The sequence below is a fragment of the Nocardia amamiensis genome (assembly GCF_015477605.1).
Taxonomy (GTDB): Bacteria; Actinomycetota; Actinomycetes; order Mycobacteriales; family Mycobacteriaceae; genus Nocardia; species Nocardia amamiensis_A.
Map to the genome: position 1 here is coordinate 32,962 of NZ_JADLQX010000041.1, position 18,714 is coordinate 51,675.

16 protein-coding genes are annotated in these 18,714 nt (G+C 67.9%); 6 read left to right on the forward strand and 10 right to left on the reverse strand.

Annotated elements, in window-relative coordinates; translation table 11 throughout:
• Positions 1-22: 22 nt before the first annotated feature.
• Positions 23-622 carry a TetR/AcrR family transcriptional regulator gene (locus IU459_RS33120; RefSeq protein ID WP_195133535.1) on the reverse strand — a complete coding sequence of 200 codons (600 nt, stop codon included), beginning with the start codon at positions 620-622 and terminating at the stop codon, positions 23-25.
• Positions 623-683: 61 nt separating this feature from the next.
• On the opposite strand from IU459_RS33120, the gene IU459_RS33125 reads away from it, so the two are divergent.
• Positions 684-2,051, forward strand: coding sequence for a flavin monoamine oxidase family protein (locus tag IU459_RS33125; RefSeq protein WP_195133536.1), 1,368 nt, complete (start codon positions 684-686; stop codon positions 2,049-2,051).
• A 191-nt stretch (positions 2,052-2,242) separates the two neighbouring features.
• Here the strand turns inward: IU459_RS33125 and IU459_RS33130 are convergent, their stop codons facing one another.
• The gene (locus tag IU459_RS33130; RefSeq protein ID WP_195133537.1) at positions 2,243-2,875 is read right to left on the reverse strand and encodes a glyoxalase; all 633 of its coding nucleotides are present in this window, start codon (positions 2,873-2,875) and stop codon (positions 2,243-2,245) included.
• 176 nt (positions 2,876-3,051) lie between these two features.
• On the reverse strand, positions 3,052-3,459 hold the full coding sequence (locus tag IU459_RS33135) for a MarR family winged helix-turn-helix transcriptional regulator (RefSeq protein WP_324199122.1): 408 nt from the start codon (positions 3,457-3,459) through the stop codon (positions 3,052-3,054).
• Positions 3,460-3,614: 155 nt separating this feature from the next.
• Between IU459_RS33135 and IU459_RS33140 the strand changes: the two genes are divergently transcribed.
• The 3 genes from IU459_RS33140 to IU459_RS33150 are packed head-to-tail and all read left to right on the forward strand — an operon-like array spanning position 3,615 to position 5,609.
• Positions 3,615-4,253, forward strand: coding sequence for an SgcJ/EcaC family oxidoreductase (locus tag IU459_RS33140; protein ID WP_195133538.1), 639 nt, complete (start codon positions 3,615-3,617; stop codon positions 4,251-4,253).
• Entirely contained in the window at positions 4,250-4,969 is a 720-nt protein-coding gene (locus tag IU459_RS33145) for an SDR family NAD(P)-dependent oxidoreductase (RefSeq protein WP_195133539.1), read from the forward strand. The genes IU459_RS33140 and IU459_RS33145 overlap by 4 nt, the downstream gene beginning before the upstream one ends.
• Positions 4,970-4,979: 10 nt before the next feature.
• Positions 4,980-5,609 carry an NAD(P)-dependent oxidoreductase gene (locus tag IU459_RS33150; protein ID WP_195133540.1) on the forward strand — a complete coding sequence of 210 codons (630 nt, stop codon included), beginning with the start codon at positions 4,980-4,982 and terminating at the stop codon, positions 5,607-5,609.
• Positions 5,610-5,660: 51 nt separating this feature from the next.
• Here IU459_RS33150 and IU459_RS33155 read toward each other — a convergent pair whose 3' ends face one another.
• On the reverse strand, positions 5,661-11,126 hold the full coding sequence (locus tag IU459_RS33155; RefSeq protein WP_195133541.1) for an ATP-binding protein: 5,466 nt from the start codon (positions 11,124-11,126) through the stop codon (positions 5,661-5,663).
• Positions 11,127-11,445: 319 nt separating this feature from the next.
• Here IU459_RS33155 and IU459_RS33160 point away from each other — a divergent pair, with 319 nt between their 5' ends.
• Both IU459_RS33160 and IU459_RS39470 read left to right on the forward strand, forming a co-directional pair.
• Positions 11,446-11,814, forward strand: a complete 369-nt coding sequence (locus IU459_RS33160; RefSeq protein ID WP_195133542.1) for a hypothetical protein — start codon at positions 11,446-11,448, stop codon at positions 11,812-11,814.
• On the forward strand, positions 11,811-11,942 hold the full coding sequence (locus tag IU459_RS39470; protein WP_267469927.1) for a hypothetical protein: 132 nt from the start codon (positions 11,811-11,813) through the stop codon (positions 11,940-11,942). Before IU459_RS33160 ends, IU459_RS39470 begins: the two co-directional genes overlap by 4 nt.
• 85 nt (positions 11,943-12,027) lie before the next feature.
• On the opposite strand, the gene fadD11 is transcribed toward IU459_RS39470, so the two are convergent.
• The 6 genes from fadD11 to IU459_RS33190 all read right to left on the reverse strand — a co-directional run bounded on the left by fadD11 (position 12,028) and on the right by IU459_RS33190 (position 18,560).
• Positions 12,028-13,824: a fatty acid--CoA ligase FadD11 gene (fadD11, locus tag IU459_RS33165; RefSeq protein ID WP_195133543.1), complete on the reverse strand. Its 1,797-nt coding sequence runs from the start codon at positions 13,822-13,824 to the stop codon at positions 12,028-12,030.
• Entirely contained in the window at positions 13,821-14,114 is a 294-nt protein-coding gene (locus tag IU459_RS33170) for an alpha/beta hydrolase (protein WP_195133544.1), read from the reverse strand. The genes fadD11 and IU459_RS33170 overlap by 4 nt, the downstream gene beginning before the upstream one ends.
• A gap of 69 nt (positions 14,115-14,183) precedes the next feature.
• Positions 14,184-15,062, reverse strand: a complete 879-nt coding sequence (locus IU459_RS33175; protein WP_195133545.1) for an SDR family oxidoreductase — start codon at positions 15,060-15,062, stop codon at positions 14,184-14,186.
• Complete coding sequence (locus tag IU459_RS33180; protein WP_195133546.1) at positions 15,059-16,552, reverse strand: flavin-containing monooxygenase; 1,494 nt, start codon at positions 16,550-16,552, stop codon at positions 15,059-15,061. Before IU459_RS33180 ends, IU459_RS33175 begins: the two co-directional genes overlap by 4 nt.
• 2 nt (positions 16,553-16,554) lie before the next feature.
• Positions 16,555-18,036 (reverse strand): aldehyde dehydrogenase family protein, encoded by a 1,482-nt coding sequence (locus tag IU459_RS33185; protein ID WP_195133551.1) that lies wholly within the window; start codon positions 18,034-18,036, stop codon positions 16,555-16,557.
• Positions 18,037-18,053: 17 nt separating this feature from the next.
• Positions 18,054-18,560: an SRPBCC family protein gene (locus tag IU459_RS33190; RefSeq protein WP_195133547.1), complete on the reverse strand. Its 507-nt coding sequence runs from the start codon at positions 18,558-18,560 to the stop codon at positions 18,054-18,056.
• Positions 18,561-18,714 lie beyond the last annotated feature (154 nt).

The window sequence follows — 18,714 nt, forward strand, 5'->3', positions numbered from 1 at the left end:
AGCGGGGCAGCGGGGCCCGAGGCTACCCGGCTGCCCCCGTCGCCAGTCCGCCGAGGAGGTCTCGTACGAGACGGGTCGCCTGTGCGCGGGCTCGGTCGGGGTGATCGGTATCGACGATGGTCAGCGACAGTTCGGTCAGGGCGCCGTAGAACGCGCCGGCGACCAGTTCGGCGGGGTGTGGCCGGATGAGTTCGGCGTCGAGTAGCGCTCGTACGGCGTCTACGACCAGTCCGCCGAGGTGCTGCTGATCCAGTTCGCGCCAGCGCTGCCAGCCCAGTGCGAGCGGCCCCTGCAGCAATACGATCTGGCGGTAGTCGTGCTCGGCACAGATGTTCAGGAATTCCGCTACCCCGCGGTCGGCGCGCTCGAATGGATCCGAGCTCGACGCGATTGCTTCGCGGATCCGCTGTGCCGCGCGGCCCTCCAGCTCGCTCAGGACCGCTTCGAACAGGCCGCGCTTGCCATCGAAGTGGTGGTAGAGCGCGCCGCGGGTCAGACCGGCCGCGCGGACCAGCTCCTCCGCCGAAACGTCCGCATAGTCCCGTTCCGCGAACACGCGCAGCGCGGTGTCGAACAGCGTTTGACGAGTGCTCTCCGCGTATTTTGCCCGAACCGATTCCATACGCCATGGATATCACATACAGTGTGTATTTAAGATACATCATGTATGAAGGCAGGTGGCGGTGAAGACATCAGTGGATGTCGTGGTGGTGGGAGCCGGGATCGCGGGGTTGGTTGCCGCCCGCGACCTGGTCCGGGCCGGGCGTGAGGTGGTGGTCCTCGAAGCGCGGGACCGCGTCGGCGGGCGGCTGCTCAATGCCGAACTTCCGGGTGGCGCTCCGATCGAGGTAGGAGGCCAATGGGTCGGACCGGGACAGGATCAGGTGCTCGCGCTGATCGATGAGCTCGGCCTGACCACCTTCCCCACACACACCGAAGGTCGGCACATCGCCGAAATCGGCACGGCGCGGTCGGTGTACACCGGTCGCGTACCCCGACTGAACCCGGTGGCGCTGGCCGATGTCGCACAGGCCCAGTGGCGACTCGACCGCCTCGCACGGCAGGTCGCGGCGCGGGAGCCGTGGCTGGCCGAGCAAGCCGAAGACCTGGACGGCCAGACATTCGCCACCTGGCTTCGGCGGAACGTCTACACCTCCGGTGGCCGATCCTTCTTCCGGCTGATCACCGAAGCGGTGTTCTCCGCGGAGCCGGAGGACCTGTCCGCACTGTGGGCCTGCTTCTACGTCGGCGCGGCGGGCGGACTGGACGCATTGATCAGCACCGCGGGCGGGGCGCAACAGGACCGTGTCGTCGGAGGTTCGCAACGCATCGCGCTGGCTTTGGCCGACGAACTCGGCGACCGAATCGTGCTCGGCGCTCCGGTCACCGAAATCTCTTGGGACGCGGCGGGCGTCCAGGTCTCCGCAGGCAGGACCACGGTCCGAGCCGCCCGCGCGGTGATTGCGGTGCCACCTCCGTTGGCTGCACGGATCCGCTTCGGTCCCGGCCTTCCTGGCGACCGTGACCAACTCGTCCAGCGCATGCCGATGGGACGGGTGATCAAGGTCAATGTCGCCTACGACGAGCCGTTCTGGCGCCGTGACGGGCTCAGCGGCCAGGCCAACAGCGATCATCGGCCATTGGGCACCGTCTTCGACAACACCCCGCCCGCCGGTGCGCCCGGAGTGCTCGTCGGATTCCTCGAGGGCAAGCACGCGGATGCCGCCGGTCGATTGGATCCGGCCGAGCGTCGATCCCGAGTTCTGACCGATTTGACCGGATACTTCGGACCACAGGCCCAGCATCCGATCGCCTACATCGAACGAGACTGGGCCGAAGAGGAATTCAGTGGCGGGTGCTACGGAGCGTTCACCGCGCCGTCAACCCTCACCCGGTTCGGTACTGCGCTGCGCACCGCTATCGGTCCACTGCATTGGGCAGGCACCGAAACCGCCACTCGCTGGGCGGGTTACATGGACGGGGCCGTGGAATCCGGTCACCGAGCCGCCCGCGAGATCTCGGACGTCCTCATGACGCACGCCCAGATCTAGACCGCCGCGGACATCGCCCGACTCTCCGGAACTCTTGATTTCAGCGGGTGAACAACCAGGTTCGGCGACACTCGCCGAACCTGGTTGTGTACGAGAACTCGTTGTCCGGTAACCGATCGGCGTTACGACATCGACCGGACGAGCGAGATGCATGCCCACAACACCGGGTCCACGTGTCAGACCGAGCGGCCTCAGGCCGACGCGACCTCCCATGCGAACCCGTCCGGATCGGTGAAGGATCCGATATCGCCGCCGATGACGATCCGATGCGACCCGGTGCCCTCCGGGGCGACGCCGGCGTCCTTGGCGGCGGCACGACGCCCGTAGAGCGCCAGCTTGACCGACGACGACGGGGCGTCGAACTCGACGTACTTGCTGCCGAAGCTTTTCGCCACGGTCAGGCCACGGTCGAGGTAGAACTGCTTGGTCGTCTTGACGTTGTCGACCCCGAGGAGCACCACGAACTCGTCGATCTCCCGGGTGGCCGGGCCGGTGTCCTTCTTCGACGAGGTCGCGACCTTCCAGATCGCCCCGTCCGGAGCCTGGACGACACCGCCGTAGCCCCAAAAGCTCTTCTTGGCCGGCTTCAGCGTCGTCGCGCCCGCGTCGACAGCGGTGCCGATGAGGCTGTCGACGGCGCTCGGCTGAGACACCACGAGCGACAAGATGAAGCCACGGAACCCGCTCGTCGGCGCCTCCGAGGCGCGCACGCGCAGCTTGTCGCCCAGACCGAACGCGGCGGCGTAGAAGGCTGCGCCGGCCGCGGGATCGGGCATCTCGAGGATGACGGAGTCGATAGTGGTCTGATCAGTGGTGATGTTCATGGCAGTAACGCTATGTGCGGCCCGGTGACCAGCGCTTCTCGATTCCTGACCGATGTCGTCAGCCGTTTCGGGGCGCAAGGCGCCATCCCCGCTGGCGCATATACCGTGGGTGCGACGAGCCAGCAAACCGCAGCTCACAGCGTCATTTTGTGGTGGCACCCCGTGGGCGTCGGGCGCTAGTCGCCGGCAGTGGCCTGTTCGGCGATTTCGTCGGCGGCCTGCTGGTAGGCGTCGGCGGCGCGGGCGAAGTAATCGAAGAGGAGTTCGCGCTGTTCAGGCGTGTAGCTCTCGATGATGGTGCCGATATTACGGCGCGCGGGGGCCAGCACCCGGTCGAGATCGGCGGGTCGGTCGATGGGTTCGACGATGACTTTGCGGCGGTCGCCCGAGGCGGCGGCGCGGCGCACGTAACCGGCCTGTTCGAGACGGTCGATCAGGCGGGTGGTGGGGCCGGTGGTCAGACCGGTGCGGGCACCGAGCTCGCCGGGGGTCATGGCACCGCTCAGTTCCAGGATGTTGAGCGCGTACAGATCCGTCGCCCCGAGCCCGACCGCCTTCGCTCCGGCCTGCGCATGCAGCACCACCGAACTCAGGTACCGGCGGAAGACCAGGCCGGGATCGACGTCGCGCCGACGTGTTGACAAGGCGGAGTCCTCTCTCTACTCTCTTCCTCAACGAAGAGAAATCTTCTGCGCAGTTAATTCTTCTGAGCAGAGAATAGCACGAGAAAGGGTTTCCCATGACGTCGACCACCCCCGAGACCGAGCCGACCACCCCGCGCAAGACGCGACGCCGCATCGTGCTGCGCACCCTCGGAGTCGCCACACTCGCGCTCGGCGTCGCCGCCGGCGGCGGATACGTGTGGCTGGATCAGACGTCCGAGGTCCGCAGCACCGGTGTCGCCGAGTGCGCGACCGTCACTCCCGACGGTGGCAGCGCCGACGACTTGCGGGCCGTATGCGCCACCATCGCCGCCATGACCGCGGCCTGGGACCGCAATGACGCCGACGCGTTCGGTGCCACCTTCGCCGAGAACGCCACCTACACCACCTTTCTGGGCACTCATTACGTGGGCCGCCGCGACCTCACCGAGTCGCACCGTGCCCTGTTCTCGGGATTCCTGAAGGGCACCAAGCTTGCCGACGCTTTCCTCGGGGTGCGCTTCTACGGCAGCGACGTCGCGATTATCACCAGCCGGGGTGACCGTTACGAGCACGACCGCCCGGCGGAGTTGTCCAAGACGCAGACCTACACGGTCGTGCGGGAAGCCGACAGCCAATGGCGGATAGCGAGTTTCCACAACACCAAGCGGCAGTCGGTCATGGAGCGCATCTCGTTCCTGTTCGACCCGGCGACGAAGCCGGAGGCCGAGCGGTGAGAGCACTGGTCACCGGCGCCAGCGCGGGAATCGGGCGCGCATTCGCGATATCCCTCGCAGCGCAGGGGTATTCGGTGACGGCCGTGGCACGTGGCGTCGACGGCCTCGAGACGTTGATGGCCGAACTCGGCACTGGGCACGACTATCTGGCCGCCGACCTCAGCACCGAGGAAGGGCTGCAGGCGGCCGCGGAACGGCTCCGCTACGGCTGCTACACGCTGCTGATCAACAACGCCGGAACCGCCGCGCACGGCGATTTCGCCACGGTTCCAGTCGAATCGGCGCTCGCCACGTTGGATGTGAATTGCCGGGCGGTGGTCGTGTTGGCGCACGCGTTCCTCGACGCGGCGACGCCCGGAAGTGCCTTGGTGAACGTGTCCTCGACGCTCGGACACACCCCGAAACCCGGTCTCGCCGTGTACAGCGCGACCAAGGCCTTCGTCACGGCATTCTCCGGAACGCTCTGGCACGAACAGCGATCACGCGGCGTGCGAGTGCTGGCCCTGTGCCCTGGCGTCACCGCCACTGCCTCGCAGACCGCCGCCGATGTGCCGCCCTGGCTGCTCCAGACGCCCGAGCAGGTCGCGGACCGCGCTCGGAAAGCCTTGTCCGGCATGACCGATGCCGTCGTACTCACCAGCCCGGTCGACCGGGCATTCACCGCCGCATTGCGGCTGCTCCCCCGCCGGGCCGCCTTGGCCCTGCTGGCCGACTGAAAGGATCATCATGACCATCAACGCCATCGCCGTCCTCGGCGCCACCGGTCGCACCGGGCGGATGGTGGTCGACCGGGCCGTGGCCCGAGGGCATCGCGTCACCGCTGTCGTCCGCCCGACCACCACGCCGGCCCGCGTGCACGGATCGACCGTGGTGACGGCCGATCCATGCGCTGCGGGCGCACTGACCGGACTGCTCGACGATCACGACGCGGTGATCTCCGCGCTCGGCGCGGCCGGGCGCGGACCCACCACCGTCTACTCCGCCGCCACCGGCGAGATCATCGCCGCCATGCCCCCGGCCGGACGACTTCTCGTGATCTCCTCGGGGGCGCTGGACATCCCGGCCGACGCCGGACCGAGCACCAGACTCATGGCCATCCTCTTGCACAGGATCATGCGGCACACCTACGCCGACATGACCCGCATGGAAAACCTGCTCGCACACAGCGATCTGCGCTGGACAGCGGTGCGCCCCACGAGGTTGACCGACGCACCCGCCAGCGGCGGTCCACGCGTCTCACTGGGTGCGAGTGCGAAGGTCGGCTCGCGCATCTCGCGAGCCGACCTCGCCGACTATCTCCTCGACGCCATCGACGACCCGCACACCTACCAGTCCGTGGTCGCCGTCTCGTCCTGATCGCGTCCTTGCGCCGCGGCGCATCGGCACAGCGATCTTCGGCAGTGCGTATCAGCCGGGCAGACCGGCCTCGATTGCCTCGATGATGCGCGGGCGCAGTTCGGCGGCGCGGATGATGGCATCGACCGAACCGACCTCGACAGCGCGCTGAATACTGTGCACACGGTCGAATTCCGCGGCGACATCGCCGAGTTTCGCCGCGCGGACCGACGACCGGACTTCGTCGAGTTCGGCGGTCAGGGCCATGCGGTCGGCGCCGGATGCGTTCGCGGCGCGCGCCTCCAGCTCCCGCACCCTCGGATCGGTCGCGGTGCGCGTGTCGACCTCACCGGAGAACACCACGGCAGCCGCCGGGGCGCCACCGAGTACCGAAGCGAACGAGCCTTCCAGCGCCAGCACGGTCATATTCGGGTTCAGTGCCTTCGAGAACACCACAAACGCGCCACCGTGATACCGGGAGATCACGCAGAAGACGATGGGGCCTTCGAAGTTTACGATCGCTCGGCCGATCTCGGCGCCGTACTCGAGCTGCAGCTTGCGCATCGACTCGGGCGAGCCGTCGAAGCCCGACAGGTTCGCCAGGACGACCAGCGGCCGATTGCCGCTAGCGGCGTTGATCGCCCGCGCGGCCTTCTTCGACGACTGCGGGAACAGCGTGCCCGCGGTATAGGTGTCCGGGCCGTCGGTGGGCGTGAAGCCGCGTCGCGGCACCCCCCGTGACTCGATGCCGAGCAGGCACACCGGGATACCGCCCAGATGCGCGTCCTGCACCACCGCGGTTTCGGCGTCGGCCATCCCCGCCCACCGTTCCAGCACCGGGTGGTCCTGGTCGGACAGCGCCCGCATCACGGTCCGGATGTCGAAGGGCTTCTTGCGATCCGGGTTCTTGGCGGCGGAGAAGATCTCGCCGACGGTGGCGAAATCGCTGTCCGCCACCACATGCGGGAAATCGGAGACGTCGCGATCGACGGGGTCGCTGGTCTGCGCCCGCCGCGGCGACTGCTCACCGGGTGCGATGTAGGTGTGGTCGTAGTGCGACATCAGAACGTCGCGCGCGGCGGTCAGGTTCGGCGCCCAGTACTGCCCCTGACCGTTGGGGCCCATCACCCGGTCGTAGCCGCCGATGCCGAAGTTGTCCTCGGCCGACACACCGCCGGAGAAGTCCAGCGCCTGCTTGCCGGTGAGCACCATCGCCGAATCCGGCGTCATCACCAGGATGCCCTTGGTATGCATCAGCATGGTGGCCTCGGCGTTCCAGTACGGCTGCGCACCCACGTTGATGCCCGAGACCACGATGTTGATCTCGCCGCCGTCCTGGGTGAACTCGACGATCCGCTTGAGTGCCGCCGCCACCCAGTCCATGTTCTCCGTGCCGGACTTCATCGAGATCCGGGCGCCGGAGGACAGCGCGTACCACTCCAGCGGCACGCGCATCTGTTCGGCCAGATCCATTGCGGCGATCACACGGCGGCACTCCGGCTCCGACAGAGCACCGAGCGATTTCGTCGGATCCCCGAGCAGGACGACCCGGGTGACGCCCTGTGGATGCAGCGCGGTCGGCGTGGTGACCACGCCCGCGACGATGGCCGCGGTGTTGTGCCCCTTCGGCCGGTCGACCGGCACCAGCGCGTGGTCGGAGTCGAGGTCGTACTCGGCGAATCGGCCGAGCAGACCGGTGAGCTCGTAGGGGTACACCGTGTTGCGGCTGCTGGCCCGCAGCACCTTCTGCCGGTACTCGTCGAGCGGCTCGACCGGGTCGTCGGTCCGCTCGTTGACGATCACCTCGGTGCCTCCGGTGGCATCGAAGGAGATGTGCACGGCGACCTTCATCAGCTCACCCGTCTCCGGGTCGCGCTGCCGCGCGATGATCAGGATCTCCTCCAACCCGGCGCCCGCGGTCGTCGGCTCCACGCGCTCGACGATGGTCTCGAACTCGGTGGGAGTGATGTCCAGCGGCGGCCAGATGTACATCACGATGCGGTTGGTGTTGAAGCGCTTGGCCGACGGCCGCCGCGACTGCGCCCGGCGAATCGAGTCGACGCAGGTGGCGATGGTGCCCTCGGCCGTCGGCAGTGCGAGCAGCCTGCCGTCGTGCTCGCGCAGTGCCGCCAGGTCACGCACCTGCGCGAACGCGACGAGTCGCTCGTCCGACGGATTCTCTTTCGCGACGCACCGGAACAGGTAGACCTCGTCGTTGTCCGAGGACGGCAGCCGGGTGAGGTCGAACTTGCGCAGCCGCCTCATCTGCATCCGCTCCGCTATGTACGGGTGCAGGCCGCGGATCAGTCGCTCCTCGGCCATGCCGGTGGCAGACGGGCGGAAGGTGAAGTGATGGTGCATCACGGCGCCGCCGCTACCCGCGACGGTGGCGGTGATCCGATGCACCTGCTTCGGCAACCGTTGCGCGCCGAGCACATCCTGCAGAGCCGCGGCCATGGCGTCGAAGTCCTCGGGCTGCTTCTCCCAGCCGAGGTAGATGTCGGCCTCGATGGACACCGCGCCGGTCGCCAGCTCGGTGAGGCCGCGCAGCACGGTGTCGAGCGCGTCGAAACTCACCGCGGCGGACACCAGGGTCAAGCCCCGGCGCTCGGCGATCACGAACGTGCAGCCACCCACCTCGTGGGTGCGAACGCCGGTGAGTCCCTTGTTGCCGTAGTACCGCCGGGTCAGCACCTCCAGCATGACCGTGTTGTCCGGGTTGCCGCGCACCAGCCGCTGGCCGAGCAGCCGTACCAGCGGCTCGGTGCTGCGCACCATGTCGGCGACGCGGTCGGCGCGATCGGCTGCGTCCGGGTGCGCATCGAGGTGGCTCAGGTGCTTGCGGACGTTGGTGTACACGCGGGCGCGGTTACGCCGCAGCAACGGCTGGCCGAACCAGGCGTACACCAGGCCGCGCGTGAGGTCGGCGATCACGGGGAAGCGCACCTGTGTCGCCGCTACCACCCGCTCCAGCGCCAGACCGACCGGCTCGCGCAGGGCCCGGTCCGGCACCGGCTCCCCCAGCCACTCGCGCAGCAGGGTGGTGATCACCGTGACGATGTCGGACGGACGCTGCTGGACCAGGAAGATCCGGAAGACCGCGACTTCGAGGTCGGAGGAGCGTTCCAGATCGGTGACGCCGTAGTGCCCGAGCGCCTTGGCGAGCTTGGCCCGGAACGACTCCGGCAGCCCGGCCCGCTCCACATCGAGGCTCTGCAAATAGGTGTGGAAGTACTCGCGGGCACTGTGCACGTGGCCGTGGCCGCCGTCCTCGTCTCCCGACCGGTGGTGGCTCAGTTCGGCGAGGTCGGCGAATACCTGCACGAGCTCGAGTTCCTCGGCCAGCGGCCTGCGGTTGTCCGCGATGGCCGCCCGGCGAGCGGCGAGGTAGTCGTCGAGCACCCGGAGGTCGTCGTGCGGGTCGACGTCGAAACCCAGCAGCAGGCTGCGCAGGTCCTGCTGGCCGCGGGCCAGTCGCTCGTGCGGCCGGACCGGAGTGGGCTCGCCGGGCAGGTCCAGTTCGACCGACTCGACCGGGGTGTCCTCCGCGGCCTCGCCACCCTCGGCCAGCGGTTCCAGCCGCAGCATCGGTGCGCCGGTCTCCACCTGAGTGCCGACGGAAACGCTGCATTCTTTCAACCGAGCCCGGAACGGCGCACGCAGCACCGTTTCCATCTTCATGCTCTCCAGCACCAGCACCGGCGCGCCCGCTTCGACCTCGGCGCCGATCTCCAGCGGCGTGGCGACGACCAGCGCGGGGGCGGGCGCACGGACGACACCGCCCTCGTCACGGCTGATCCGGTGCGTCACACCGTCCACATCGACCAGATGGATCGGCCCGTGCGTGCCGGTGATCACGCGGTACCGGGTGCCGTTGACCACGATCTGCCCGGCGTGCCGGTCGAAGCGCTCGAGGTCGACATCGGCGGTGCGGATATCGCCACCGGCCTCGATACCGATACGGAACCGATGCGCGCCGATGCGCGCGACGCGCACGCGGTAGCCGACGCCGCGCAACTTCAGGTCGAGCGGCCGGCCGCTCTGGTGCTGCACCTGCGGGCGTCCGCCGGATGCCGTGGACAGCAGCCGATGCCGCTCGACTCGCTCTTCCTCCTCGTAGGCATCGATGGCGGCGGCGGCCAGCGCGATGGCGGAGTGGCGGTGCGATACCAGACGGCCCGCACCGCGAACCCGGTCGATCCAGCCGGTGTCCGCGCTGGCGTCGATCACTTCGGGCTGGTCCAGCAGGTCGAGTACGAAGCTCTTGTTCGTGGCACCGCCCTCGATGACCACGCGGGTCTGTGCCACCGCCCGGCGCAGCCTGCCCAGCGCTTCATTCCGGTCACGGCCGTAGGCGATGATCTTGGCGATCATCGAGTCGAAGTCGGCGGGAATCGTGTCGCCCTCGCTGACACCGGTGTCCACGCGAATGCCCGGCCCGGCCGGGAGGTCCAGCCGCGCGATGCGGCCCGGGGCGGGTGCGAAATCGCGGTCGGGGTCTTCGGCGTTCAGCCGGGCCTCGATGGCGTGCCCACGTTCCGCGGGCGGGTCGCCCTCGAGCCGGCCTCCCGATGCCACCCACAACTGCGCGCGAACCAGGTCGAAACCGGTGGTGTATTCGGTGATCGGGTGCTCGACCTGCAGGCGCGTATTGACCTCGAGGAATGCGAACAGCTTTTCACCGGGGTGGTAAAGGAACTCGACAGTTGCCGCACCGCGATAGCCGACCGCTATCGCCAGCCGCTCGGCCGACCCCTTGAGCTCGGCCGTCTGCTCGGGGCTCAGCACCGGTGACGCCGACTCCTCGATGACCTTCTGGTTGCGCCGCTGCACCGAGCAGTCGCGGACGCCGAGCGCCCACGCGGTCCCCTGGCCGTCGGCGATCACCTGGACCTCGACATGCCGGGCGCCGGTGACCAGCCGCTCCAGGAACACCACGCCGCTGCCGAACGCCCGCGCGGCTTCCTGGCAGGTGCGCTCGTAGGCATCGACGAGCTCGGCCTCGTTCGTGATCACCCGGATGCCGCGGCCACCGCCGCCTGCGGTCGCCTTCAGCATCAACGGGTAGCCGATCTCGGCCGCGGCCGCCACGGCGGCCTCCACGGACTCGACCGCACCGCGGCTCCACGGCGCGACGGGTACGCCGACCTCCTCGGCGATCAGCTTCGCACCGATCTTGTCACCGAGCTTGCGCATGGCCTCGGGGCTCGGGCCGATGAAAGTGACACCGATCTGCTCGCACAGCTCCGCGAACGCCGGGTCCTCCGCGACGAATCCCCAGCCCACCCAGGCGGAATCGGCTCCGGTCTCCACCAGGGCGCGCTCCAGAACCTTCAGATCCAGGTACGGGCGCGCAGATGCCGGGCCGAGATCATAGGCGATGTCGGCCTCCCGCACGAACGTCGCGTTCCGGTCGACATCAGTGTGCAGAGCAACGGTTTCGATCCGTAGACCGGTCTCCGCCGCCAGATCTCGGACGGCGTGAATAAGGCGCATGGCGGCCTCACCCCGGTTCACGATGGCGATGCGGCTGAACACTCGCCAGCTCCTTTCACTTCACAGCTCGACCCGGTCGGACGAGGGATTACGACTTCCGGCTCCGCGTAGTGTGCACCCTCACTCCACATACGTGTACAGCGTTCCGGTGTTACTCGCACGTATCGTGGGGCAATGCCTCGCACGAGGCCATGACAGCGGCGGAGGAGTTCCCCGGCCGACTGGCTTCCAGTACCGTACCTGTGATCGGATCGTAGTCGAGCGAATCGTCGCCCGCGGCGCGCTGCGGCGCGCCATCCGATGGTTGGAGGCACCGAGAAGCCGTGTGAAATGCTCCGCCGCAGCGTGGGAGGTGATCTGTGTGGCCGACATTCTCGACGTACTGCACGCTCGCTGCGCCGAGGTCGCGGGCGAGGCGATCCTCTCCGGAGAGGAGCACCCGACCCTCACCCTGACCACACGCGAAGTAGCGGACCTGCTCAACCACATAGCCGATCTACGCCGCCGCTACTACGACATCGACCTCGCATACCGCGAACTCGACCACCAGCACACCGTGCTTCGCGGCGCGAGCACCGATGCCGCCGCATCGTTGGATCGGATCCGCGCCGTGCTGGAGCAACGCACCGCCCATCCGGAAGCCCATGCACGCCAGGCATGTACTATCGCCCGCTTCGCCGCTCAGAACCTCACAGACGCAAGCCTGAACACCGGAGGAACAGCGAAGTGAGAACGGGCACGGCGCCTGCGCGGAGCGTCGGTGACCGGTGGCCTGGAGTGAGCCGCTTGCTCGACGCGGCCGCCGTGCGACCGGCGCTGCTGCCGGTCCTGCTGCGCTTGACCGGGCACAACGCCTAGTGGTCGCAGCCCTGGGTGCGCAGACTCCTGACCTGGTCGGCGGCCCCATCCTCGAAGCTCGGATCGCCAGCGCGCGACCGGGCGCTCACTCTGGTTGGTGAACGCTCGGCCCCGGGACGTCCTGATAGAGCTCGTCGATCTCGGTGGCGTATTTCTCCGTGACGACCCGCCGTTTCAGCTTCATGGTGAGCGTGACCTCGTCGCCACCGGCTTCCCAGAACGTGGGCAGGATGCGGAATCGGCGAATCTGTTCGACGCGAGAGAGCTTGGCGTTGCCCTTCGCGATCCCCGCGGTGATGTGCTCGATGACGGTGGCGTCCACCGCCAGCGCGGCGGCGCCTGGGTCGGGCAGATTGTGCTGTGCCGCGTACGGACCGGCGGTTTCGGCGTCGAGGACGACGAGGGCGGTGTTGTAGGGCCTGCCGTCGCCGATGACAGCCATCGCACCGATCAGCGGTGTTGCGGCTTTGATGGTGTTCTCGATGTTCGTCGGTGACATGTTCTTCCCGGAGGCGTTGATGATCAGCTCCTTCTTGCGGTCGACGACCGTCAGGTACCCATCGGCATCGATGGTGATCACGTCGCCGGTACGCAGCCAGCCGTCCGAATCCACTGCCTCAGCGGTCTTTTCGGCCTCTCCGCGGTAGCCTTTCATGACCAGCGGCCCACGGACGAGCAGTTCGCCGTCGTCGTGCCTGACCTCCATGCCGGGGAGCAGCTTGCCCACGGTGCCCAGCCGGGCGTCACGTGGGTGGCTCACACTGCAGATGCAGGCCAATTCGGACATGCCCCAGATCTCGGCGATCGGGACACCGAGCCCGGCGAAGAATCCCAGGGTCTGCGGTGGGATGGGCGCCGCGCCCGACATCGCCCACCGGACCCGGTCGAGACCGATTCGGGCACGCAGCGGCGAGAGAACCAGCTCGTCGGCTCGCGCCCAATCGGCGGCGACATCCGCGGGAACTGCGGTGCGGGCGAGTTCGTACTCGCCGCGCTCGGCGGCTACCGACATCGCCCACTGCATGACCCGCCTCCGTTCCGGGTCAGGTTCATTGGCGACGGTGAATTCGATTGCTGCTTTGAGCTTTTCCCAGACGCGGGGCACCGCGCCCCAGATCGTGGGGTGCAGGTCGGCCAATGCCGGTGCGATCTGCCTGCCGTCGGCCACACAGGTGATCTGGGTGCCGAACACCTCCTGGAAGTACAGCCCGGTGAGCCGGTCGGCGATATGTGCGGTGGGCATGTAGGAGGTGATGGTGTCGCCGAAATGGATGTCGAGCACCTCGCTGACGGCGTAGCACTCGAACATCAGATTCGCGTGCGTGGTCTCGACCCCCTTGGGGTTACCGGTGGTACCGGATGTGTAGATCAGCGTGGCCACATCCTCGGGACCGACCGCGCGCCAGGCGGCGTCGAAGTCGAAATCCGCAGGCGCAGACGCGAGCAGCTCCGCCACCGACAGGGTGCCCTCCGCAGGATCGTCGAGACAGACGACATGGTCGAACTGGATTCCGCAGGCATCCAGGCGAGGCACATACTCTGCTTCGCAGATGACCACCCGAGCACCGGAGTTGCCGAGCACATGGGCGAGTTGTTCTGCGGAGAGCGTGTTGTACACCGAGAAAGAGGTGGCACCCAGGTGTTGCGCGCCGACCTCGAAGGGGTAGAAGTCGATCCGGTTGGCCATCATCATCGCCACCGTGTCCCCACGTCCCACGCCCAGCCCCGCCAACCCCGCGGCGACCGCGCGGACTTGTCGGCCATACTCACGCCAGGTGAGCGTGCGCTGGTCACCGGGGGTACGCAGCGCGACGGCGTCCGGGGCGATGGCGGCATTGTGCCGGAAGGCAGCGCAGAGCGTGTCGAAGCTGGGGTTTGTCACGAAACGTCCTTCGGTATTGCCTGGGCGACAGTGGATTCGAGAGGTGTGCGGGCAAAACGCGTGGCGGCGACCTTGCCGATGTGTTCGCCGACAAAACGCGCGGCATCGCGGTAGGCGGCGCGGGCTTCGGGGACCACGGCGGCGAGAATGTGGAAGACGTGCATCTGGCCGGGCCAGAGCACCAGTTCACATGTCGTGCCCGCCGTGCGTAGCCGGTCGGCCAGCGCGATGGCGTCGCCGGCGAAGAATTCGGCGTCGCTGGCGTGGATCAGTGTCGGTGGCAGCGGCATTTCCCGGCGCGGCCGCAATTCGCGCGGTTCGCTGGTGAAATGACCGTCGGCGGCTTCCCTTGCCGCTGCTCATGGCGTGTTCTCGAGGCGGCGGATCAGGGTGGCGAGCCTCGGGTCGCGGGCGAGCCGATGGTCGAGGGCGATATTGACCAGGCCGCGCAGCAGCGCGTACGGCTCCCACCCGGACGGCGCGATGGTGCGCGGCGCGCGGCGGCCGATGCCGTCGGCGATGACGCGCGCCGCCGCGGCCGCGGTGATGCGGGTGTTCAGTGGCCAGGGCAGCAGTTCGCCGATGGCGCGCCCTAGGTCGTCCTGGTCCAGGGTCGCATGGGTCATCGCCGTGTCCACGACACCGAAGTAGGAGACGCCGGCGGTGGCGCCGTGCGGCGCCAGTTCCACACGCAGGGCGCGGCCGAGCTGTTCCACGCCCGCCTTGCTGATCATGTACGGCGAGCCGCCCATTCCCGGCGCGAACGCCGCGCAGGAGGAGACGACGACCACGTGTCCGCGCGCCGCGACGACATGGTCGAGGGCCGGGCGCACGGTATTGAACGCACCGGTGAGGTTGACGCCGATCACACGGTCGAAACTGCTCGCGTCCATGCTGCGCACGGTGGCCGGTTTCGGAACCACACCCGCGTTGGCGACCACCACGTCGAGGCGGCCGAAGCGCTCGACGGTCCGGTCGATGGCCTTCTCCATGGCCGCGCGGTCGGCGACGTCGGCGTCGACCGCCAATGCTCGTTCACCGAGTTCCGAGGCGGTTGTCTGTGCGGTGACAAGGTCGATGTCGACCAGTGCGATCGCCGCGCCCCGCTGGTGCAGGAGGATGGCCAGTTCACGGCCGATGCCTTGGGCCGCGCCGGTGACGAGGACGGTCTTGCCACGTACGTCGTAGGGCGGCACGCCGAAGCGGTGTAGAAGCGCCAATGGTCCGGGGCTCGTCACGCGCGCACCTCGTGGACTTCGTCGTCGCGGGAGTCGATGTCGTAGGAGTCGATGTCGAAGCGCCTGGTGCGACTGCGGTATTCGAAGCTCCAGTTGGGGTACAAGCCCGCATTGCGACCGTCGGGTGTCTGGTAGTAACCGGTGCAACCGCCGGTGACCCACACCGTGGACTTGCTGCGCTGTGCCATCTCGTCCAGGAATCTCTGTTGCACTTGCGGTTTCACCTCGATGCAGACTGCCCGCCGAGTCCGCATCGCAATGAGCGCGTCGACGATGTAGGCGATCTGCGATTCGATCATGAAGATCGCGGACTGGTTGCCCGCCGCACCGAACGGCCCCAGGGTGCAGAAGAAGTTCGGGAACCCGGCCAGCGTCGCACCGAGGTAGCTCTGCGGCTGCTTGCGGTAGAGATCCGCCATGGACAGGCCGTCGCGACCGACGAACCGTTCGAACGCGGTGGGAACGGGGGTGAATCCGGTCCCGTAGATGATCGCGTCCACGGCGTGCTCGGTGCCGTCGCGGGTCAGGATCGAGTGTGACCGCACCTCGGCGATGGTATCGGTGACGACCGCGACGTTGGGCTGGTCGAGCGCGGGGAGGTAGGCGTCGGAGAAGATCGCCCGTTTGCAGCCGATCATGTAGTCGGGAGTCAGCGTGCGTCGCAGTCGCGGATCTCGGACCTGGCGTAGCAACTGCAGCCTGCCGAGCAACTCGTACGGGTGCCGGAAGCGCTTGTCCACGAATCCGACCAGCCCGAAGCCCTCGATCGCGGTGAACCAGCTCCCGCGAATAGCTTTGCCCGCCAGCGGGATTCGCCGCAGCAGCTGGCGTTCGAGGCGTGAAGTGCGGCGGTCGAGTCGCGGCATGATCCAGGGTGCGGACCGTTGGAACAGTACCAATTTCGCGACTTCGGGTTGGATCTCCGGCACGAATTGAACCGCCGACGCGCCGGTGCCGATGACCGCGACCCGCTTGCCCGTGAAGTCGTAGTCGTGGTCCCAGTGCAGCGAGTGGAAGGACGTGCCCGCGAAGGTGTCCAGACCGGGCAGCGACGGGTACTTGGCCTCGGCGAACAGGCCGGTCGCCGAGATCAGGAAGTCCGCCGTGAGCGGACCGCGGGATGTCTCGATGCGCCAGCGCGTCCACGTCTGGTCCCAGCGCGCGTCCAGCAGCTCGGACCCGAACCTTATGTGGCCCAGCACATCGTGTTCGGTAGCCACCGCACGGATGTACTCCAGGATCTCGGCTTGTGTGCCGTAGGTGCGCGACCAGTCCGGGTTCGGCGCGAAGGAATAGCTGTACAGGTGGGAGGGCACGTCGCAGGCACATCCCGGGTAGGTATTCGCGCGCCAGGTACCACCGAGGTCATCCGCACGCTCCAGGATCACCAGATCCCCGAATCCGGCCTCTCGCAGCTTGATCGCCAGACCGATGCCGCTGAAACCCGAGCCGACGATGACGATGTGCCGATGTTCGATCGAGTCGCTCATCGCTATCGGATCCTTCCGTGCAGCACCGCGATGAGGCGGTCGACGATCGCGTCGGCGGCCGCGCTGCGGGCGAATGTGGTGAGCGCCAGAGGCGACGGGAAGCGCTGCCGCGTAGTCGCTTTGGCGTAGGCGAACTCTTTGAGTCCATCAGGGCCGTGCACCCGGCCGAATCCGGAGCCGCCGACACCGCCGAGCGGTAGCGCCGGAACGAGCGCATGCGCGACGAAGGCGTTGACGGAGACGCCGCCGGCCCGGATGCGATCGGCCACGGCCTGGCCGTTGCGACCGGAGAACACCGTGCCACCGAGCCCGTACGCGGTCGCGTTGACGCGGTCGACGGCGTCGTCCATGTCGGCGACCTCGGTGATGGTGAGCGTCGGACCGAAGGTCTCCTCGGTGACGGCCGTGGCGTCCTCGGGGACGTCGACGAGGACAGTAGGCTGCGCGAACTGTCCGTCTATGGCGTCGGGCCCGCCGAGCAGCGCCCGCGCGCCACGGGCCAGCGCGTCCTCGATGTGCCCGCGAACGATCTCGATCTGCTTTGGCATGGTGATCGGTCCGATCTCGGCCGAGCCGGTACCCGCGCGAACGGCGCCCGCGCGCTCCACCACCTTCGCGACGAACTCGCGGTAGACGGCGGTGTGCACGTACACCCGCTCCACACCGAGGCAAGTCTGGCCCGCATTCGACATGCCACCCCACACGGCGACATCGGCGGCCGCATCGAGATCGGCGTCGGCATCGACGATCAGTGCGTCCTTGCCGCCGCATTCCATCAGTACCGGTGTCAGGTTCTCGGCGCAGGCCGCCATCACTCGCTTGCCGGTGGCGGCCGAACCGGTGAATCCGATCTTGCCGACGTTGCTGCGGCACAGCGCCGCACCGGTCTCCCCGAACCCGGTAACCACCTGCAGGACAGCTTTTTCCGGCACGACACGGGAGAACATCTCGGCTAGCAGGACGCCTACGCCGGGGGTGTACTCGCTCGGCTTGAACACGACCGCGTTGCCCGCTGCCAGCGCGAAGGACACCGAGCTCAGCGGAGTGAACACCGGGTAGTTCCACGGGCCGATCACCCCGACCACGCCGAACGGACGGTACTCGACCTCGGCCGCATGGTTGATCGTCAGCAGGCTCGACGGCACCGGCCGGCGCCCGAGCACCTTTTCCGCATGCCGCGCGGCCCATTTCAGATGCTCGAGCGCCATGACGATTTCGAGTTTGGCGTCGGCGATGGGCTTGCCCATCTCCTCGTGCACGATACGGGCAAGCGCGTCACGCCTACGAGCGATTTCGGCACGCCAGGCGTCGAGCCGGCGTGCGCGGCCGGCGAACCCGAGATCCGCCCACCAGGCCGCCGCCTCGTAGCCGAGGGCCACCGCCGCGTCCACCTGCGCCGCCGTGTGCACGGGGTGGACACCCACCGTCGCCGCTGTCGCCGGGTTGCGCACCTCGAAAGTGGAAACCGTGGCAGCCTCCGGCATTTTCGTCTCAACGGACATCAGTTCCCCGTTTCCCGGCTGGTGCGGACCCGACGTGCGATGCCCCCGGCGATGGCGGCGGTGACGAGTCGAGTGCCCGGCCCGGCAAGAGCCAGCAGCGGTCGCAGCGCCGGTTCGCCTTCCAGCGCGAAGGTCCACCTCAGCCGAGTACCTTCCCCGTGTGGCGCGAGCGCGATGTCCTCGGCGAAACGCCGTAGCCCGGGGATGGAGGCGGCGTCCACGGTGAAAGTCATGCGTTCGCCGTCGTCCCAGCGGTAGAACCGCTCGTCCAGCCGGATGAGATGCCCGAGGGTCACCGTTCGGGTCGCGCCGACGCCGAACGGGCGCGGCGAGGTCCACTGGATCCCGGTGATCACCGTGGACCAGGAGACCAGCGCGTCGTCACCGGTCAGCGCCGCCCATACCGCATCAGGGCCGGCCGCCATCTCGACGGTGTGTTCGTAACGCCGGGCCGCCGTCGCGAGGAACGCGTCATCGGATTCGGCTAGTGCGTAGCGTTGTGCCATGGACGTCGTCGTCCCTTTCGGATCGTTCTAGATGAATGATTCCAAGGGGTGGGTGGCCTGTGTGCGGGCCGCCGACCCTGGGTCAATGGTCGTAGGCGGTCAGTGACCGGTGGACCGGTGCGTCGGTGTTGTCGTTGTGCCAGATCGCGGCGGT

Bases quoted from the DNA above. Each gene is read 5' to 3' on its own strand.
- IU459_RS33170 (WP_195133544.1), bottom strand. From the start codon at position 14,114: ATGCCGCTGCCACCGACACTGATCCACGCCAGCGACGCCGAATTCTTC.
- IU459_RS33140 (WP_195133538.1), top strand. From the start codon at position 3,615: ATGACGTCGACCACCCCCGAGACCGAGCCGACCACCCCGCGCAAGACG.
- IU459_RS33180 (WP_195133546.1), bottom strand. From the start codon at position 16,552: ATGAGCGACTCGATCGAACATCGGCACATCGTCATCGTCGGCTCGGGT.
- IU459_RS33150 (WP_195133540.1), top strand. From the start codon at position 4,980: ATGACCATCAACGCCATCGCCGTCCTCGGCGCCACCGGTCGCACCGGG.
- IU459_RS33120 (WP_195133535.1), bottom strand. From the start codon at position 622: ATGGAATCGGTTCGGGCAAAATACGCGGAGAGCACTCGTCAAACGCTG.
- IU459_RS33185 (WP_195133551.1), bottom strand. From the start codon at position 18,036: ATGCCGGAGGCTGCCACGGTTTCCACTTTCGAGGTGCGCAACCCGGCG.
- IU459_RS33130 (WP_195133537.1), bottom strand. From the start codon at position 2,875: ATGAACATCACCACTGATCAGACCACTATCGACTCCGTCATCCTCGAG.
- IU459_RS33190 (WP_195133547.1), bottom strand. From the start codon at position 18,560: ATGGCACAACGCTACGCACTAGCCGAATCCGATGACGCGTTCCTCGCG.